Here is a 17846-nt window from a genome sequence, read left to right as displayed (position 1 = left end):
AAATAATTTAGAAGATTGGGGGCTCCCACCATGGTTGATGTGCAGATACACAAAAGCCCCCGAAACTCAGACCGCATTGGTTCTGAATTCCGGGGGCAAAGGTAAGGCAAATTTCTCGCTTCTACCTAGTACGTACTATGTACGCGTACTAGTACTACCTGCCAGATTAACCTCTGATAGCAGGCATCACTTTTTCGAGGAAGGGAATCGTTTTCTTCTGATCCATTCCTCGGTTGTAGGCGGCTCTCATCGAGTTCGGATTAGGACCCCAATAATTGCCGAATACGCTCCATATATTATCGATTTTCAACTCTGTACCTATCTGGTTGGCAAGGATGGCAGCTTCGGATGAAGACAGTCCTGATGGCATGAAATTTTCGGTTACCAAGCCTATCTCTATCAGGTTGTTCTTTATCCTCTGAGCCTTTTCCGTTTTCAGCTCAGCCGGCATCTCAGCATTTCTGCATGAGTTTTGCTCACAGGCATTGCTGCCATAATAGTTCTCCACATGCTCGAAGTACGAGCTACCAGCGTTCATGATGATCATTCTTTGTCCAGACATTTCTCATCCTCCTTTCCCTGATAGTTGTTCATGTGTTCGATATATTGTCCACCATTCATCTGTATGGTATTGTTGATAACGATGGTAAAGTGCTTTATTACGAAGCGAATAAATTTTCTATAGAAAAAAAGTTTCATCTTCTTTTGTTGTTTTTATGTTGATTATTAAATTGTTTCCTCCTCATTTTAGCAGAGGGCGTGTGTTTGCGCTAACGTTTTTAGCGTAAGCCGCTGGAGGCTGCCGAGCGCCTACTATCGTAAGGTGTGGGGGCGGGTAAGGTTGTGTTTACATTCTTTTTGTTGTTGATTTTTTATGTTAATACTAGGCTTCTGATGTTAGCATCTTGACCGGTTATTTCTTATTTAATGATTAAAATTCATCGTTTTGTCCGATTAGTTCCAAGAAGCTGATTGCTATAATACCGAAAGTCTTCTTGTATTTTTCCATGGCTTCCGTGCATTTCACTCTCTTTTTATTCAACACATCAATCTTTTTCCTTTTCAGACTTAACTTCATTTTATCATCTTCCTGGAGATTTTTCAGTTCCTTGTCACATGTTTCCTTAAGTCCATTGAGGAAACTTGCTATGATTCCCATCGTCCTAGCCATCGTTTTAACAGTTATGGTTTGATCCTTTTCACATATCCGTTTAAATGTAGTGTGATCGAAACTGAAAATCTTTTCAACGCTAGTGGGACCCATCAATTTGTCACGACACAACTCGCTTAAGAAGTCTCCTAAGCTTTCTAGGCACCTTTTCTTAACACGGTCTAGGTCCTTTTGGGTTATGTTCATCTTTTTTGGCATAGCGTTAAAATTTGCTGCAAAGGTTATAAAAAAAAGTCATATAACCAAATAGGAAGTGAGTGTTATAAGACTCACGGATTTTAACGAAATTTGTGCGTTCGTGGTATGTTTGACCGATGGAAAAAGGCTAAATGATGCAAGAAAAGAGATTTTGTTCAAATTCTGTCTGTAGCAGCACGTATGCGGTTTGAAACCTCGCATAGTGCTCCACGGAGCATATTCTTCTCTTCTTCGGTGAAACTTCCCACTCCACCATTTCCATCGATGCCGTCGAGTTTGTGATAAAGCCATGATGCTGACAACATTTGGGCACAAAAAGCCCCCGATGCGTCACGCACCAGGGGCTTAAAGAGTTCATTTAATTACTTTATGAAAACACAACCATCAAAAGACGGCTGCTTGTAAATCCGCTTTAATATTGTCCATACAGGCGTTGAGTCGTTGGTATGTTTTCTCTCCAGCGGTCTTGACTCCACTTACATACTGGCGCATGAGCGATGGGTTGATGCCTGCACGTCTGGCAATCTCGGTAGCGTTGAGAAAGGAGAACTCCTTGAAGAAAGCTTGCACGTCGTACTTATATGTAAACGTCAAGTCTTGCAAGGCCTTGTTGTTAGGGTCATCATCCCTACATTCCTGAAGAGCCTTCATGAAGTCGGCCTTGGCTTCCTCAGCGGTCGCACCATCGCCATCTATGACACCATAATTACCCAATGGCTCATCATTGTAACAAGAGTACCCGCCATTACCATATTCTAAAATCAGCACTACATTCTTTGCCATATATCTTATTTGTTTAAAATTCCCATAAAAAGAGTTCTCCACATGTCCATCACGCAACACGCTCAATTGCAAGGTTAAGGGCAGTTGCCCGGACTATTGTCCGAGCAACGTCTTTTTAATGCGTCTAAGCAACCCTGTCTTAACCTCATGGCTACCATGTCTTGGAATTCTGATTTTCATCCCATTCTTGGGATTGAACCATTCATCGTGCTCGGCACCATGTCGAGTGATAAAGCATCCCGCTTTAGTCAACTCATTGTACAATTGATTGTGTTTCATTGTTGTAATTAAACATGTAAAAGAACTCTTTGTCTGAATGACACTGCAAAGGTAGCTAAAAAGCTACAAAATACCAAATATTTAGGTAGCTTTTCCGCTATGTTAACTAAACTTTAACATTTGGGGGCAAAAAACATCTATCGCGTAAGAGAAGAAAGCGATAATTGAGTACTTTTGGTTATGGCTTGACAACGTAAAACCCGATGTCAGCGTCACGGTTCATGTCATTTTATGACCACGTGACTATCACTCCTTAAACAAGTATCGCCAACCACGTGAAAAGCGATACCTGTAACCACGCTAATGAAGCGGTATCATTTGTAATTACTCCTTTATATTCATATTTTTACCCCTTCCTTTTCTACGTTCCTGACGAAGGGTGTATTCCTATACTTTTCCCATTCCTGGGCGGTATACATCACGGGGTTGATTTCCTCGCCCAGTTCCCATCCGAGTTCGGTCAGTGGGTAGGTGATGTTGTCATAATCGTCAGCCATGAGTTTCTTCTTATCCAATATGATAAGGATATCCCAGTCACTATCCTCCCTGGCGGTACCTCTGGCTTGCGAGCCGAAAAGTATCGCCTTCCCGCTAGCCGGCAAGTTTTTCGCCAGGCATTCACGGATAGCCGCCAATATATATTTTTGTTCTTTCTGCATGTTAATGAAATCAATGGTGATGCAAAGATATAGCAAAATATTTATAGAGCCAAATATTAACGTAACTTTCTGTATTGTAAGGGAGAAATACCTATGATTCTTATGATTAAATGCCTTTTGTTTTTTTGTGAGGAAAATAAAAATGCGGAAGAAGTATTGGGTTCCAATTTTTTTTATTACTTTTGCAGAAAAGTATATAGGATTATGAATTATATGTCAAATACTCATATCGTGTGTATTGATGAAGGAAAGTTTTTCTTCAATCGATTTGTTGCTGAGCGAAAACGATGTTTTCGTCCAACTGCTATTTTGATGATTAGATATTTGTTAAAATAGTTACGTAGTCTTTCTAATTGTGTTTAGTATAATATCATTTTAACGTATAATGAAAATGGGAAATAAATTCATTAAACGAGTTTGGAATATAAGTATGCATTTCTTAGAAAATAAAGGTTTGAATACATTTATATCAGATAATAAATTGCTGATATATTTAGTTGGTTTTTATTTTTGTTTTGAAGAATTATTTGACTCTTTGTGTAATGTATATTTGTTGCCAATATTGAAATACTTTACTGTAAGTGTGATGTCATCAATAGTGTTTATTCTGTTACTTACAGGGATTCTTTATAATGGTTGTAGAAAGTATAAGAGAAGAGTACTTGTCAGTAATAAAACTATTGGCTTCAGTATTTTTATCTTATATCTTTGGGGAAAATATCGTCTATGTACTAATTCTGCTTATTCATTATTTATTTCTTCTCTTAGTTATGTCGATTTTATTCCACTTCTGGTGGGAGAATATATCTTTTTGAGGTTATTTCGTCGTGCCCCAAAGGAAAGTAACGACTCTTCTGATGGATTTTTTATTGATGAGCCAATAACAAGTAGTGAGGAAGATTTGTTGAATCGAAAAATAGATGCCTATGATGCTGCTGAAAAACTGTTGGCTACAAAAACAGAAAATAATGCCTTTACTTTTGGCATTGTTGCACCTTGGGGAAACGGAAAGACTTCTTTTTTGTATATGATGAAAGAGCATATAGATGCAGAATTTGCTGATGATGTAGTTACCATATCATTCCATCCTTGGAAATATGGAAAGTCGTCTAATTTAACATATTTGTTCTTTGAAGAGTTGAGTAAGGCTCTAGCACCATATAGCACAATTTTTTCTCGTGATATTATTCGATATGCTCGTACTGTGTCTAGTATTGAGAATTCTACGATGAAATTTCTTGGAAGTATATTGGGATGTTTGGTTCCTCAAACAGTTGAAGAACAGTATGAGGATTTGAAGAAGAAAATCAGTAATATGCAGAGGAAAATTGTTGTCTTTATTGATGATGTTGACCGTTTGGGGGCAAATGAAATAGAGGAGTTGTTTAGATTAGTACGAAATACATCAAACTTGCCTTCTATGTATTTTGTCATGGCTTATGATAAAAAGTATGTAGTAGATACTCTTAAAAATATGTTTCCATCCCATAGCCTAAGCTATACTGAAAAGATACTACAAGAAGAGTTTTTCCTTCCTGTAATCAAAAACAATGTCTTGAAAGTTGTTCTGCGGGAAAAATTATCTGTTTTTTTGAATTCAGAAGAAATGGAACAGGTAGATAAACTTCTTAACAGAGAATTGTTTAATTCAATTGATGTGTTTAGTTATATAGGAACTCTAAGGGATATAAAGCGTCTTGCAAACGCTTTACGTTTGCATCTTAGAAAACTTCATGGGGAAATTGATATCTGTGATTATATTATAGTAGAAATTTTAAGACAACAGTATCCTTTTGTTTTAGAACTTATTGTAGATAGGAAAAAAGATATTTTGTTGCTTAATAATAGTGGTAAATATGTTTATTTTAATGGGGAAAATGGTCCTGAAAAAAAGGAAGGTATCCTTGCTAAAATGTATCCCTTTAAGGGTTTTAATATCTTAGAATACATAGAGGCAAATAGTGAAGCATTATCTGTGCCTAAAGCTAAGATTGATAGTTTGAAGAAGTTGTTAGATGCTCTTTGGGGTGAATATAGAACATACAGTAGTAAGGGTATTAATGTTCCAGAATACACTCAAAGGTATTTGTATTCTTCTATATTGGATTCAGAAGTTTCTGATGTGAAGTTTAACAAGATATGGCTATCTCCTTTTGATGAAGTGAAATCAACGTTAAAGAAATGGATGGTAAACAAATCTTATTCTTTGGTGAATAAAGTAGAAAAGAGAAAAGTTGAAAATAAAGCAGATACTTATAAACAACTTCATATGTTGTTTTATATGGGCTCTATAGGGCATAAGTATGTGCCAGATTTTCGGGTGATTGTAGAACGAATAAAAATGTTGAAGGAGATGAATGATGAATCACGTGACTACCTTGCAGAAGATAAAGAAGAATTCTTGAACTGCTTATATGAAAATGATATCAATAGTTTTATGTTAGGTTTTTTGTGTAAACTATTTTATAATGGTTCTTTTGAAGAAGATTTTATTTTGTCTGAAGATGAGGTTATTAAGATTCAGCAAGATCTGTTTTTGCAATATATAGAAGCAGATCATCCGATGAGCGATGTGCTGGATTGTTGGCTTGATACCTCGCATGATGTTTGGATTGCAGATAGTAATGGAGATAGACATCCTGAAAAGATGGAGCATACGGAAGTATCACGCAAAGCGATGAAAGATTATGCGATAAATCACATAACAGAATTCGTAGAGTATACGATTTCTTGTAGTCTACCAAATACTAGTCGAAAATATCGTATAAATGGTATTGTACTGCAAATATGGGAAAGTTGGGATGAATATGATAAAGATGTAAACAGGCTGGATGTAAAAACTGCTAAGCTTCAAGAATATAAGGATTTTCTTAAAAAGATTAAGGAATTTGGTTTTAAAAAATCAGTCTCTTTTAATTTTAAAGAGTTGCATATTGAACAATAATCTTCTATAGATAATTAGTGAGGATAGCGTTGTTAATGGTATCATGTTTCGCTATCGTCACTAACTCTATCTGATGATGCATATTCAATCTTGCTCTTTTTTTAGAGAAGGTGTTGGTTAGAATGAACCCTATATATATGTAACTTAGTATAGCAGCGTGCGCGAGAATATATAAGATATTGAACTATAATATATTATACCCTGTTTTTAACATATAATAAAGGGTAATTATATAGGGGGCTTTCACACTTTTGCATAGGCCTTCATCATTCCTCCTGTCCTGTCTTCGACTTGACAGAGGGCTTTTCTGTTAGGCGTTCCGCCGAATTTGTAATTCGGCGAAAAAAATGTTCGACCTATAAAACTAGGGGATTTGAAATCCCCTTACTGGTATGATAGCATTTAATCGCTTAGAATTTGCTCTCACAAAAAGCGTTACATTACAGTTGTGACGGTTTTATTTTGACCCCTTATCACAATATGTGTTAGCATTCCCTAAAGCTTTGGATAGCCAAGCTGTATAGCACAAACAAGCAGTTCTAGTGATGCAGTGTTTTGCTGCGTTACTAGAACTGCTTGTTTATCAGTAATCTATGGCCTTTTCTTGTTTATAATAATCTAATGCCTTCCTTTTCCACGTTCTTACAAAAAGCAGTATTCCTATACTTCTGCCATTCCTTGGAAGAATACATTGCAGGATTTACCCCTTTTCCTGAGTCCTATTCTAATATGATAAATGGATAGGTTATAAGGTGTTTTAATATGATATATTCACTTTTTGTATATTCGAAAAAAGAATATATATTTGTGCCCAAAAATTAAGAGAAAATGGACAAGAGCATACATTCACATTTATATCATCAAGTCATAGGACGCTTGCGCGGTAAGCGTGAGAAATTGGGGGTTACGCAGATTCAACTCGCTGAATTATTGAAAGTTAACCAAACTTTTGTGAGCCGGATTGAAACCTGCGACCGCCGCTTGGATCTTATAGAGCTTCGACAGATTTGCCAGGTTCTGGGTATCTCGTTTGTAGACTTTGTTGCCGAAGTCGAAAGGGATATACTGAGCAAGGAAGAAAAGTGAATGATTAAAATAACCTAAAAATTGAACAATGAATAAAAAAATATACAACGTACTTGATTTGTTTTGTGGATGTGGTGGTATCAGTGAAGGATTTAGGCTCGCTGGCTTTAAAATTGTAGGTGGTATAGATTTCAATGAATATGCTACAATTACATTTAAACATAATTTTAAAAAATCTAAAGTCCATAATGTTGATATTGCTAAATTTCCAGACGAACAAATAGATGAAGAATATAGTGATGTTGATGTAATAGTAGGTGGTCCTCCTTGTCAAGGATTCTCTTCTGCAAATCGTTGGCAGAAAGAGACTGAGGATCCTAGAAATAAATTATTCTTTGAATATATTCGGTTTGTGCAACGGATACATCCTAAAGTCATTATGATAGAGAATGTGCGTGGTCTGCTTTCTCGTGACAATGGTTATGCTATTAAAAGAATTCAGGAAATTCTTGGGGCAGTAGAGTATAATATAAGCTATCAAGTACTTGATGCATCGGATTACGGTGTTCCTCAAAACAGAAAACGTGCAATAATTGTTGGAGTCCGAAAAGATTTCAAAGACGTTACTTTTGATTTTAATACAGTAGTAAAGCAAGAAAAAACAACTGTTGAGGATGCTATAGGTGAGTTGTATCAATTTGAAAAAAGCCCTGATGGGGCAAAAGAATTGAAAGAACCTGCAAATTCTAAGTTACGAGAATATCTTAGAAATGAGGATAATATAGTCTTGGATCACGATATAGTATATCCTGCAGAAAAAGTACAAAAGAGAATTAGTTTTGTACCTCAGGGAGGGAACTGGAAAGATGTGCCGCCTGAGTTGTGGCCAAATAACAGGCAGAACAGACATTCTTCTGCATATAAGAGGCTTGATCCATCGACTCAATCATGCACAATTGATACAGGAAATGCTCATAGCAATTATTTCCATCCTTTGTATAATAGAATTCCAACTATTAGGGAATCTGCACGATTGCAGTCTTTTCCTGATAGCTTTGAGTTTCAAGGACCTCGTGGTAGCAAATATAGACAAATTGGTAATGCTGTACCGCCATTGCTCGCAAAAGCGGTTGCAGATACTATAATTAAAATATTAGACAATGAAGATAATTGATTTATTTTGCGGAATTGGTGGACTCAGTTTAGGCTTTGAACAGGCAGGCTTTGAAGTCTGTGCTGCAGTGGACATGTGGGCTGATGCCGTTAAAACATACAATCATAATAGAAAAGATAAAGTTGCTAAAGTTATTTCAGTAGAGGATTTTAATGATAAAGAACTTTCTACTATAATAGCTAACGAAAAGATTACTGGCATTATTGGTGGTCCACCATGTCAAGGTTTTAGTACAGTAGGAAAGCGGGAAGTCGATGATCCTCGTAACAAAATGTATTTGGAGTTTTATAAGGCAGTTAAATTAGTTGATCCAGATTTTTTTGTTATGGAAAATGTTAAAGGAATGCTTACCTTGAATAAAGGTGCTTTTGTAAAAGATCTTTTAAAGAGATTTGGAGAGGATGGGTTGGGCTATACTATAAGTTACCAGTTATTAAATGCTGCTGATTATGGTATTCCTCAGAATAGATATAGGGTTTTCTATGTAGGCATAAAGAATAAAAAATTTATTTTCCCTGAGCCGTTTGATTATAAATTAACGGCAAAAGATGGAATCAGTGATTTAGAAGGGGCTACGCAAGAAAAATATGGTAGTGAGCCGCAAAATGAATATCAAAAAGCAATGCGTGGTAATACAAAAAAACCTCTAAACCAGGATTATACGGCTCATACAGAGAAAACAATTTCTATTATAAGCCAAGTTCCAGATGGTGGTAATATAAGAGATTTACCAGAAGAAATCTGGCATGTACGCAAGTACAATAAAGCTTTTGAAAGAATGGGTACTTTCAAACCTTCAAATACAATAGATACAGGACATAGAAATTATTTTCACTATTCTGAACCGAGAATACCAACTGTAAGAGAGTCTGCGAGAATACAATCTTTTCCAGATTCGTTTGAAATACTTGGAACTCGTGGAAGTCAATACAAACAGGTTGGGAATGCGGTACCTCCGATGTTGGCAAAAATTATAGCTGAGACAATAAAAACTGAATTGGTATGAATATAACATTGACGGTAGATACATATAAAGGGGTAGATGGCAGTAGTCTGTCATCTATTCGTTGTAACCAAATCGTTCAAGTATACGAAATGCTTGAACTTCTTGGTAACAAATTGCTTACCTATATTGATATTCAGGAAGAGGCGCAAAAGCAACAATTGTTTGGAGAAACTAATGCCAAAAGTGCAATTAGAACTTTTTTCCCTCTTTTGAAAAAAATAGGATTTGTAAATTACGATGATACATTTAGAGCAAATGAGTGCTTTACTGAGTTAGGAATACTGTTTGTTTTAGCTTGTAGAGCTATCAACAATGTTTCTGATAAAACGCCACATAAGGATATTGTCCTTGAAAGACTTGTAAATATCAAGCAATGTGCACAAAAGCAGGGGCTTGTAGAAATGTATTTAAATAAGGAATATGAAAATCATAATATGTGGGTGGCGTTGAAGTTATTAAAAGCTTTTACTATTATAAACTGGAATTACTTTCTTTATGCTTTGCATTGTCTCGAAATTGGTTTTTCTCTTGATGATGCTATTGAGGAAATTAAAAAGGTCAAGGATCAGATAGATACAATAACGTTTGTTAATGAAGAAGGTGAAAAATTGCCTAATACTTGTTACTCTTATATTAGAAGCTTTTTAGAGGAAGCTGGTATTATAAAAAAAGTTGGATCTAAAGAGTCTGCATTGGTCAATCCTTCTGATAAAATTTTCACTATAATAACTTTATGATATGGGAATTTATGATAATGATATAAAAAGAGATATAGCTGCAATATATGCGCTTCTTAATGGTGTTAAGCCTACGTGTACACTTGAGACCCCTCTCCAGCAAGTCTTCTATGGTGCTCCTGGAACAGGTAAATCGTTTGGAATTAAACTCGCAACAAAGAATCAGAGCAAGATTCGAACAACATTCCATCCTGATAGTGATTACTCTACATTTGTTGGATGCTATAAGCCAACTATGAGTAATGAGATTGGTAATGATGGTCAAGAGAATGGAGGCGGAAAAAAGCAAATAGAATATGCTTTTGTGGCTCAGTCTTTCTTGAAGGCCTATGTTAAAGCATGGGAATTCTATTGCAGTGCTGAAGGCGAAAAAGCTAAGGCCCAGTTTCTTATTATAGAAGAGATAAACCGTGGTAATTGTGCTCAGATCTTTGGTGACCTTTTTCAGTTGCTGGATAGAAATGAGGATGGCTACTCTACATACCCAATTGTTGCAGATACAGATATACAAAAATATCTTAGCAAAGAGTTTGGAAAGGTTAATTTTCCAGACGAATTGAATGTAATATACGATGATTATGATGGTAATATCGTAGAGGATATTAAGAACGGAACTGTACTCGTATTGCCTAACAATTTTTATATCTGGGCAACCATGAATACCAGCGACCAGAGTCTCTTCCCAATCGACTCTGCCTTTAAGCGCCGCTGGGACTGGAAGTATATCAAGATTAAGAAAGGCAAGAAGGAGAACGGCGAGGAACTGGGCTGGAATATCCAGATAAAGGATGCGAACGGAGAACCTGTAAAGATAATAGACGAGAATACAACGCTCTCCTGGTGGAACTTTATCCAGAAGGTGAATGAAATCATCGCTTCCATGACATCCAGCGCCGATAAGCAGTTGGGCTATTTCTTCTGCAAGCCGTCTGAGAAGGCAAATGAGACTGACGAGAAGCCTACCATCATCACGGCTGATACACTGGTGGGTAAGGTGATATTCTATCTCTGGAACGATGTTTTCAAGGACTATGGTTTTGAGGATGCTTCGCTCTTTACTTATCAGGAGGAAAATAATGGCAAGAAAACAGAAAAAGACCTTGCCTTCGCTGATTTCTATGATGAGGAAGGGGAACAGGTCAATACAGTGAGACTGGTTGACTTTCTGAACAGAATTATGAAGTGGCAAAATAATAATACGGAGAACGAATAATGTATATTCTATTTGAGGAACATCAGTACGAAAGCTCAGCTGTAGAGAAGATTCTGAAGGACATTTATGTGCTGCAGGATGTGGACAAGAAGGTGAGCGTGCAGTATGTGGGTTATTTCTATAATCCACAGCTGAGAGATTGTGTATTTATCCTGCCAAAGGTGCTCTTGAAGGATGATCCTCAAAAGAAAAAGGAGGTGCTGGCTGGCGTAACGCTGGAGGATGGGGAAACGGTATGCCCAGAACAGGTGTTGACGCCTCAGGAGCAGAAAAAACTGAGCCGGGAGTACCGTAAATTCATCTACGAATTCTCGGTCTGGGTATATAGGGCACTGAGCGTGTTCTATAAGGCTAATCCTACCAGCAAGGCTATCCTCTACAAACACATCACCCGAACAGGAAAGGGTAAGCGGCAGCATACGAATACTTATCTCGACATCGTTCTTTCGCTGATCAGGTTTAATCAGGAGAACCGTGACTTCGTGCTCTTTACCGTCAAGAATCTGCACCGTGGCAACAATAAGATTAACTGGACGAAAACCATCAGTCATTCTTCTGCCTTCATGCAGGGAAACGGAGCGCCTGTGTATCTGAAACTTGTCAATAAAAAGCGCATCGTGAACTATGAGGAGGAGCTGTTTATCATCTACTATAGCATTCTGAACTATCTGAATGCTGAATATGGTTTCCAAACGCCTATCAATATCCAGTATGAACTGATTACGGGTAAGCAGTTTAAGGAATATCTGAAGGGCATGGGCAAGATGAGACTCATGCAGATTAAGTATAAGTATTTTTCGGATAAGGCGCTGCAGCTCTGGGATATGTGCTATGCCTTCTTCGAGAATTCTTATCGCATCGCCATCAATGCGCATGCTCAGGAATATATTCTTGCCAAGAATTTCAATATCGTGTTCGAGGCTATGATTGACGACCTGATTGGTACGCCTCATACCGATATTCCTAAGGGACTTGCTGACCAGAAGGACGGCAAGCGGGTGGACCATCTCTATACCGACCTGGCTCTTACATCGAATGATGCGCAGGCCAGCAGAGAGGTATATTATATCGGCGACAGCAAGTATTATAAGAACGGACATCCGCTTACTTCGGAATCTATCTACAAGCAATATACTTATGCCCGGAATGTGATTCAGTGGAACATCAATCTGTTCCTCTCTGATGATACCGCCTTTGATGATGAAGACAGAAAAAACAGGGCGAAGGACAGGGAGAGCTTCAGGGATATCCATTTGCAGGATATCGGAGCTACAGAGGGGTATGACGTGATTCCTAACTTCTTTATCAGTGGTTTCGTGTATGATGATCACCGGTATAATGCAGGGGAGAAGAATATCCGCAAGCATTATAATGGTAATGGGGAGCACTGTACGACGGTTTCGTATCAGTTTCCTGACAGGCTCTTCGACCGCGATACGCTCTTCCTTTCGCAGTATGATGTCAATTTCCTTTATGTTCTTTTCCTATATGCCCGAAATAAGGCAAGCGAAAAAGCGCAGTGGAAGAGGAAGGTGAGAGATATTTTCCGCAACGAGATAAGGGAGGTGATACAGAAAAACTACTGCATCTATGCCATGAGAGCCAAACTGGGCGTTGATGGCGAGCTGTATATGCAGAAACACTTCTATGAGATGAACGGTAGGGTGTTTAAGCCTTATGGTGAGGATAGGGAGGTGTACTTTGCTTATGCCCGCCCTATAGATAAATGGACAGAGACGGAGGGGCAGTATAATGAGCTGAAGCAAGATTTCATCATCGACAAGTGTAACATGGGTAAGGACCCTGAGAAGGTGTTGAAACCGGCTGTGGAACAGGAAATGGAGCAGCCTCTGAATTCACCGCAATGGCTTACTGTGCATTATCTGGAGCGTGATTTGAGTCGTGGCATCCTGGTGGGTTATTATAAATCAGAGGAGCATCTGAAGTGGATTCTGGGCAATAACGACAGGGGTAGTCTGATTTATAATGTGCGTCTGAAATTAAAGGAAGATGAGGCACGTGATGGTGCCCATTCTGCCTATTTCTACGAAAAGCAGAATATCCATTTCGTGATTCTCTATACCGATGGTGCAGAGGAGACGGGTAAATATCACGTGTTCCACGTAAAGGATACGGCAAGTAAGGTGACAGAAGAAAGAATGCGCAATACCTGGTATCCGATGGAAACCGTAGAGGGAGACGATGATGGTGCGAAGCGAAATTACTTCTTCTTCCGTTTTGATGAGGAGGTGAATATCGGCAATATTGATATCGGCAGATTGTTGCAGGATATGAGGGCTGAGCATCTTAAGAAATTCCAAAGCTATGTTCCTGGCGAGCCTATGTTTACAACGGCAGAAAAACTGATGGAGTATAGGGGAAAGTAGTTTTGTTTAGGGATTTTTAAAAAGGATAGAGTAAAATGTCGGACCGTTTGACCATAGAACAGCGCCATAACAATATGGCGGCAATAAGGGGCAGGGATACCAAACCGGAGATTCTTGTCAGGAAATTTCTGTGGTCGCACGGGTTCAGGTATCGGCTCAATCATCCCCGGTTGCCGGGCAAGCCGGACATCGTGCTGAGGAAATATCGTACCTGTATTCTTGTGAACGGATGCTTCTGGCACGGACATGAGGGGTGCCAATATTATGTGGTGCCGAAATCGAACACCGGGTTCTGGATGGAGAAGATAAGGAGGAACCGGGAGAGGGACCATGAGGTGCTGCACCGGCTGGCTGAAATGGGATGGCATACCATCGTGATATGGGAATGTGAACTGAAGCCGGCGGTAAGGGAGAAGACGCTGGAGTCGCTCGCCTTTACGCTGAACCATATCTATCTGGAAGATCATCATATCAGAAGATATGAATTGGCGGAAGAAGTGCCGGAAATGGTGGCGGAGCCGGAGGCGGAAAGACGAGAGGAATAGGCAGGGATTTCACGGAAATTTTTAAGGCTTTTGCCCTTACAGGGCGCAGGGCGGATTGCGCTTATACCCAGGGTGTTACCCTGGGCTAGGTGCTTCTGCCCCTTCAGGGCGTGCCTGCTTGATGGTTCCTTATGATGGGGTAGCATCTCTCCTTAACTCCTGGTCGAGCTTTCTTTCTGCTATCAGTACCCTCTCTGCTTCTCGTAAATGAAATCATCGGCGATGTAGCCATTGCTCATGAGATATAGGCCGGTGCGCTTATCGTGGAGTTGGGCACAGGTCTTGCTGCGATAGAAAAGATCAAGAGCCAGAGCTGGAGATATTTCCAGACGCTGTGACAGTTCGTATGCTACGCCACCTATCTGATAGCTTAGAATCATTTCTTGAATCTCAGGCGTCTTTGTGTTGATCTGTTTATATTTTTTCTGTTCCATTATATACTAAGTATTTATTGATGAGAGTTTGATTGAGTAAGCAAATCTGATTGTTGGGCTTATGAAATATTAACTGCTGTAGGGCTGATTCTGCATCGTAAAAACCTGTCATGTATAGGTTTACGGTATCGATTACTCGGTCGTTAGCAATACCTCCTTCTACATAATCGTAATCTCTGGCAGGGTTTTCGCCCCGTCTGTTGCCCACGATGAAGTCTAGCCAGTCTTTATCGTATGCGGTAAATATCTTGCAGCGAGCTTCTGCGAGAATAGCATCCCTATCCAGAGTGTAGATATTGAGTAGGGGTTGTGCTGCTCTTTTTTCGGCTATGGTTTTAGCCCATTTGATTGCCTGATTCTTTAAATCGGTTACATAGAAGCCTTGGCCAAAGTCTAACCTTGGTCTTCCAACATGATTAAGTGGAGCTTCTATAATTTCTGTAGCTCCATGATAAACAGTTATTTTCATCTGTCTTTCTTCTCCCAATTAGTTAGACACTCAATGACATCTTCTATAAGATACTCTCGACTTTCGGTGTGGAGCGTATCGTAGTGGGGCAGAATGAACTTGTTGATTAAATCAACCTTTCTCATTCTTTCGTATATTTCAATATATGGTACCCCGAGCTTTCTTGCAGCTCCCTCAACGCATGAAGCAGCGAATGCGAGCTTGATTTCTTCTAGGGGTAATTGTATTCTGTTGTTTTCTTGTTTCATATTTTCGTCCTTTCCTCTTAATTCCTGCAAAGATAATGCAAAAATAAGCAATATTTCTCTTTTATGCAAGTTTTTAAGGGATTTCTTTTGTGTTTTCGTGAGAAAAGATTCATTTTGTATCGAATAAAATTCGAGACCATTTACCGCATAGAGCGGTACGTTTGTAACCCAATTTATTCTTCCATTTCAGAAGTTCATTGATAGCTAATCTTTCCATAATCCGTATCTTAAAATCACATTTTATGAGGGAATAATCATCTATTACCTCACATTTTATGAGGGAATAACGCTGCAAATATACACATTTTATGAGGGAATCCTATCATGTTTTTGCACATTTTATGGGGAGTACCCATTTTTTAACTGATTTTAAAGGATGAAAAATGAAGTAACTACTCAGCAGCACCCCCTATGGGCATGAGCGTATCTCCCTAATAACCTCCAGGGGGGTAGGGTGATTCCTTTTTTCTTTACAAAACAGGATGGAGGGAGAAGGAGAGGAGAAGGATTGAGGGAGCGTTACAGTTGTGACAGTTGTGACAGTTGTGACAGTTTTCAGGGGAGGGGTATATGAACTCGGACTGCTTTCAAATTGTTATTATTATATTTAACTTATTATATATATTTATATATATTATAAGTTACCTCTAAAGAGAGGAAGGTGGGGGTAGGCGCTGAAAACTGTCACAACTGTCACAACTGTCACACTTTGGAGGTTGAGGAAGGTGGAAGCATTGATGGATGATTTCTTGCTTCCTGCTGTTTTCGGGATGAGAAAGCATAGAGAAACTTTTTACATTACATAGTTTTCTCGCACGATAAATTATGAGTTGGCAAGATTAACCGGATGCGTCCGAAGTGCTAAATTCGTTTAACATAACTCTGCAGGGTGAAATTTGGTAGTATCAGAAAATTGCCGTACCTTTGCATCGTGATTCAAGAAAGGCTGCACCCCCAACCAGCAAGTAGACAATTAACATTAATTCAAGTAACATTTATATTAACCCTTTAATATTTTAATATCATGGAACAGAAAGGAACATTGAAGTATCGTAAGTTGCAGCGTACACCACAGAGCGGCGAGAACGCTGGTAAGAAAAAGTGGTATGCCACTGCGGTAACCGACCGCGAGGTGGATTTCGAGGGATTCGTATCCCACATCTCTGACCACGGTTCGCCTTACTCCCGAGGTACTATCCACGGTGTGCTGATGGATGCACTCGACCATCTGCAGGAGTTGATTCTCGACGGTAAGAGTGTGCGTCTCTCTGACCTCGGTCTGTTCTCCATCGGTATGACTTCGAAGGCGGAGGATACCAAGGAGAAGGTAACGGCTGCCAGCGTAGAGGGTGTACACCTGATTGTGAGAAACACAAAAAGCTGGAGCAACTCTGAGCTGCGCAAGAAGTGCAAGATTCAGGAGTACGGCGGCTATACCGGCACCGACGAGGGTGGCACCTCTGGTGGTACCTCAGGCGGCACTGAACAAGGCGGCGGCGCCAGCCAGGGCGGCTCTCAGGAAGGCGGCGACGGGCTTGAATAAAGCCCTCGCCTGAGGGCAACCCCCAACCAAGTCAACATTCAACACTCAACATTCAACATTAAAAATTAAAGATTATGAAAGCAAGTACCTGGAAAACAATTTTGCAGATTGCAATCTCCTTCCTTACAGCCATCGCTACCACCCTCGGTGTGACAAGCTGCAGCAGCCTTTAAAGGTAAAAAAGTAAAAAGCCCCGGTGCATCATGCATCGGGGCTTTTGCTTTATCTGCTTTTTCTTCGTTTATCGGATATCTCTTCCTTCCTGGCTGTATCCTTCGAGCATCTTCGGGCTGCTGATAGGCTTGCGCGAACAGTAGTCGAAATCTACCTTCTTGTAGCCCTGGCTGGAATGCCAGCGGATGGTAAGCTTCACCGTCTTGCCTTCGGTATCAGGCACGACTCCGTTCAGATTGAACGCTACGAGGGCATCGCGCCAGTAGTTCTGAGGGTCGCCATTAGCATTGTGGCGCAGCTCTACCTCGTAAGGATTATCTGGATTCACACCCGTAACGAGGTTGATGTAATGCACCTTCTGACCGCCCCAGAGAGCACGGAAACGGAGGGTGAGATAGCCATCTTCTGCCACCGTTACCCAGTCGCGCACGATGTCGACCATGTCGTCGCCATACTTCTCGCGGTTCTCGGTATCAGAACCGAGCGAAGGAACTGGCTTCTTGGTCAGGATGCTGTCTATCCAGTTGACGTGAATCACCTGGTTATACTTCTCGCTGTTCTCCGAGGTCTGGGAGTAGTTGACCAGGGCGCGAACCTCCTTACCGTCAAAGATGGTTGGTTTCAGGTTCTTGGCGAGCAGCGTGGTGTTGTCGTCGAGCTGCAGATAGCAGGCATCGCCACTCTTCTTCACGGTTACCAGTGCGTTAGGAAAAACGCGGTCCCAATCGGTATCGTTATCGTTATCGCACGACTGGAATGTGAGGCCCGACAGGAGCATCATCGCTGCCAGCCCGATCTTCTTGAAATCAATTTTTCTCATATATACTGTTCCTTTCTTTTTAAAATTTTTCTTCTT

21 protein-coding genes are annotated in these 17846 nt (G+C 39.8%); 10 read left to right on the top strand and 11 right to left on the bottom strand.

Features of this window, described 5'->3' with window-relative positions:
• Nucleotides 1-166: 166 nt before the first annotated feature.
• The 7 genes from KUA48_RS04305 to KUA48_RS04275 all read right to left on the bottom strand — a co-directional run bounded on the left by KUA48_RS04305 (nt 167) and on the right by KUA48_RS04275 (nt 3090).
• On the bottom strand, nt 167-562 hold the full coding sequence (locus KUA48_RS04305; RefSeq protein WP_153087894.1) for a hypothetical protein: 396 nt from the start codon (nt 560-562) through the stop codon (nt 167-169).
• Entirely contained in the window at nt 544-699 is a 156-nt protein-coding gene (locus KUA48_RS04300) for a hypothetical protein (RefSeq protein WP_022120246.1), read from the bottom strand. Before KUA48_RS04300 ends, KUA48_RS04305 begins: the two co-directional genes overlap by 19 nt.
• Before the next feature lie 232 nt (nt 700-931).
• On the bottom strand, nt 932-1369 hold the full coding sequence (locus KUA48_RS04295; protein ID WP_118152065.1) for a hypothetical protein: 438 nt from the start codon (nt 1367-1369) through the stop codon (nt 932-934).
• A gap of 155 nt (nt 1370-1524) precedes the next feature.
• Nucleotides 1525-1710: a DUF5053 domain-containing protein gene (locus tag KUA48_RS04290; RefSeq protein WP_371833703.1), complete on the bottom strand. Its 186-nt coding sequence runs from the start codon at nt 1708-1710 to the stop codon at nt 1525-1527.
• Nucleotides 1711-1753: 43 nt separating this feature from the next.
• A complete protein-coding gene (locus KUA48_RS04285) occupies nt 1754-2152 on the bottom strand; it encodes a pilus assembly protein HicB (protein ID WP_118152131.1) in 399 nt (132 codons plus the stop codon).
• Between the two features lie 93 nt (nt 2153-2245).
• Complete coding sequence (locus KUA48_RS04280; RefSeq protein WP_118081782.1) at nt 2246-2431, bottom strand: type II toxin-antitoxin system HicA family toxin; 186 nt, start codon at nt 2429-2431, stop codon at nt 2246-2248.
• Between the two features lie 338 nt (nt 2432-2769).
• A complete protein-coding gene (locus tag KUA48_RS04275; protein ID WP_218433079.1) occupies nt 2770-3090 on the bottom strand; it encodes a nucleotidyltransferase domain-containing protein in 321 nt (106 codons plus the stop codon).
• Between the two features lie 391 nt (nt 3091-3481).
• Here KUA48_RS04275 and KUA48_RS04270 point away from each other — a divergent pair, with 391 nt between their 5' ends.
• From KUA48_RS04270 to KUA48_RS04235, 8 genes are all read left to right on the top strand, one after another.
• Nucleotides 3482-6034, top strand: coding sequence for a P-loop NTPase fold protein (locus tag KUA48_RS04270; protein WP_218433078.1), 2553 nt, complete (start codon nt 3482-3484; stop codon nt 6032-6034).
• 828 nt (nt 6035-6862) lie between these two features.
• On the top strand, nt 6863-7120 hold the full coding sequence (locus KUA48_RS04265; RefSeq protein ID WP_218433076.1) for a helix-turn-helix domain-containing protein: 258 nt from the start codon (nt 6863-6865) through the stop codon (nt 7118-7120).
• Between the two features lie 28 nt (nt 7121-7148).
• Entirely contained in the window at nt 7149-8234 is a 1086-nt protein-coding gene (locus tag KUA48_RS04260; RefSeq protein WP_218433074.1) for a DNA cytosine methyltransferase, read from the top strand.
• A complete protein-coding gene (locus tag KUA48_RS04255) occupies nt 8221-9240 on the top strand; it encodes a DNA cytosine methyltransferase (protein ID WP_218433072.1) in 1020 nt (339 codons plus the stop codon). The genes KUA48_RS04260 and KUA48_RS04255 overlap by 14 nt, the downstream gene beginning before the upstream one ends.
• The gene (locus KUA48_RS04250; protein ID WP_218433069.1) at nt 9237-9977 is read left to right on the top strand and encodes a hypothetical protein; all 741 of its coding nucleotides are present in this window, start codon (nt 9237-9239) and stop codon (nt 9975-9977) included. The genes KUA48_RS04255 and KUA48_RS04250 overlap by 4 nt, the downstream gene beginning before the upstream one ends.
• A 1-nt stretch (nt 9978) precedes the next feature.
• Nucleotides 9979-11190: an AAA family ATPase gene (locus KUA48_RS04245; protein ID WP_218433067.1), complete on the top strand. Its 1212-nt coding sequence runs from the start codon at nt 9979-9981 to the stop codon at nt 11188-11190.
• On the top strand, nt 11190-13577 hold the full coding sequence (locus tag KUA48_RS04240) for a restriction endonuclease (RefSeq protein WP_218433065.1): 2388 nt from the start codon (nt 11190-11192) through the stop codon (nt 13575-13577). The genes KUA48_RS04245 and KUA48_RS04240 overlap by 1 nt, the downstream gene beginning before the upstream one ends.
• A gap of 35 nt (nt 13578-13612) precedes the next feature.
• On the top strand, nt 13613-14122 hold the full coding sequence (locus tag KUA48_RS04235; protein ID WP_218433064.1) for a very short patch repair endonuclease: 510 nt from the start codon (nt 13613-13615) through the stop codon (nt 14120-14122).
• A gap of 182 nt (nt 14123-14304) precedes the next feature.
• On the opposite strand, the gene KUA48_RS04230 is transcribed toward KUA48_RS04235, so the two are convergent.
• From KUA48_RS04230 to KUA48_RS04220, 3 genes are read right to left on the bottom strand one after another with little or no spacing between them, the layout of a single operon-like run.
• A complete protein-coding gene (locus KUA48_RS04230; RefSeq protein WP_117588197.1) occupies nt 14305-14556 on the bottom strand; it encodes a hypothetical protein in 252 nt (83 codons plus the stop codon).
• Nucleotides 14537-15025 (bottom strand): DUF3990 domain-containing protein, encoded by a 489-nt coding sequence (locus tag KUA48_RS04225; protein ID WP_118079320.1) that lies wholly within the window; start codon nt 15023-15025, stop codon nt 14537-14539. The genes KUA48_RS04230 and KUA48_RS04225 overlap by 20 nt, the downstream gene beginning before the upstream one ends.
• Nucleotides 15022-15273: a DUF3791 domain-containing protein gene (locus KUA48_RS04220; protein ID WP_117588199.1), complete on the bottom strand. Its 252-nt coding sequence runs from the start codon at nt 15271-15273 to the stop codon at nt 15022-15024. Before KUA48_RS04220 ends, KUA48_RS04225 begins: the two co-directional genes overlap by 4 nt.
• A 1024-nt stretch (nt 15274-16297) precedes the next feature.
• Here KUA48_RS04220 and KUA48_RS04215 point away from each other — a divergent pair.
• Both KUA48_RS04215 and KUA48_RS04210 read left to right on the top strand, forming a co-directional pair.
• Entirely contained in the window at nt 16298-16816 is a 519-nt protein-coding gene (locus tag KUA48_RS04215) for an HU family DNA-binding protein (RefSeq protein WP_218433062.1), read from the top strand.
• A gap of 74 nt (nt 16817-16890) precedes the next feature.
• A complete protein-coding gene (locus KUA48_RS04210; RefSeq protein WP_153081227.1) occupies nt 16891-16989 on the top strand; it encodes a smalltalk protein in 99 nt (32 codons plus the stop codon).
• A 68-nt stretch (nt 16990-17057) separates the two neighbouring features.
• Here the strand turns inward: KUA48_RS04210 and KUA48_RS04205 are convergent, their stop codons facing one another.
• The gene (locus KUA48_RS04205) at nt 17058-17810 is read right to left on the bottom strand and encodes a NigD-like protein (protein ID WP_153089092.1); all 753 of its coding nucleotides are present in this window, start codon (nt 17808-17810) and stop codon (nt 17058-17060) included.
• Between the last annotated feature and the right edge of the window lie 36 nt (nt 17811-17846).

The sequence above is a fragment of the Segatella copri genome (genome assembly GCF_019249795.2).
GTDB classification, from domain to species: Bacteria; Bacteroidota; Bacteroidia; order Bacteroidales; family Bacteroidaceae; genus Prevotella; species Prevotella copri_B.
This window is presented reverse-complemented; position numbering and strand designations above follow the sequence as displayed.

Coding starts and splice junctions, on each gene's coding strand:
- KUA48_RS04305 (WP_153087894.1), bottom strand. CDS start 562: ATGTCTGGACAAAGAATGATCATCATGAACGCTGGTAGCTCGTACTTC.
- KUA48_RS04300 (WP_022120246.1), bottom strand. CDS start 699: ATGAAACTTTTTTTCTATAGAAAATTTATTCGCTTCGTAATAAAGCAC.
- KUA48_RS04295 (WP_118152065.1), bottom strand. CDS start 1,369: ATGCCAAAAAAGATGAACATAACCCAAAAGGACCTAGACCGTGTTAAG.
- KUA48_RS04285 (WP_118152131.1), bottom strand. CDS start 2,152: ATGGCAAAGAATGTAGTGCTGATTTTAGAATATGGTAATGGCGGGTAC.
- KUA48_RS04280 (WP_118081782.1), bottom strand. CDS start 2,431: ATGAAACACAATCAATTGTACAATGAGTTGACTAAAGCGGGATGCTTT.
- KUA48_RS04275 (WP_218433079.1), bottom strand. CDS start 3,090: ATGCAGAAAGAACAAAAATATATATTGGCGGCTATCCGTGAATGCCTG.
- KUA48_RS04270 (WP_218433078.1), top strand. CDS start 3,482: ATGGGAAATAAATTCATTAAACGAGTTTGGAATATAAGTATGCATTTC.
- KUA48_RS04265 (WP_218433076.1), top strand. CDS start 6,863: ATGGACAAGAGCATACATTCACATTTATATCATCAAGTCATAGGACGC.
- KUA48_RS04260 (WP_218433074.1), top strand. CDS start 7,149: ATGAATAAAAAAATATACAACGTACTTGATTTGTTTTGTGGATGTGGT.
- KUA48_RS04255 (WP_218433072.1), top strand. CDS start 8,221: ATGAAGATAATTGATTTATTTTGCGGAATTGGTGGACTCAGTTTAGGC.
- KUA48_RS04250 (WP_218433069.1), top strand. CDS start 9,237: ATGAATATAACATTGACGGTAGATACATATAAAGGGGTAGATGGCAGT.
- KUA48_RS04245 (WP_218433067.1), top strand. CDS start 9,979: ATGGGAATTTATGATAATGATATAAAAAGAGATATAGCTGCAATATAT.
- KUA48_RS04240 (WP_218433065.1), top strand. CDS start 11,190: ATGTATATTCTATTTGAGGAACATCAGTACGAAAGCTCAGCTGTAGAG.
- KUA48_RS04235 (WP_218433064.1), top strand. CDS start 13,613: ATGTCGGACCGTTTGACCATAGAACAGCGCCATAACAATATGGCGGCA.
- KUA48_RS04230 (WP_117588197.1), bottom strand. CDS start 14,556: ATGGAACAGAAAAAATATAAACAGATCAACACAAAGACGCCTGAGATT.
- KUA48_RS04225 (WP_118079320.1), bottom strand. CDS start 15,025: ATGAAAATAACTGTTTATCATGGAGCTACAGAAATTATAGAAGCTCCA.
- KUA48_RS04220 (WP_117588199.1), bottom strand. CDS start 15,273: ATGAAACAAGAAAACAACAGAATACAATTACCCCTAGAAGAAATCAAG.
- KUA48_RS04215 (WP_218433062.1), top strand. CDS start 16,298: ATGGAACAGAAAGGAACATTGAAGTATCGTAAGTTGCAGCGTACACCA.
- KUA48_RS04210 (WP_153081227.1), top strand. CDS start 16,891: ATGAAAGCAAGTACCTGGAAAACAATTTTGCAGATTGCAATCTCCTTC.
- KUA48_RS04205 (WP_153089092.1), bottom strand. CDS start 17,810: ATGAGAAAAATTGATTTCAAGAAGATCGGGCTGGCAGCGATGATGCTC.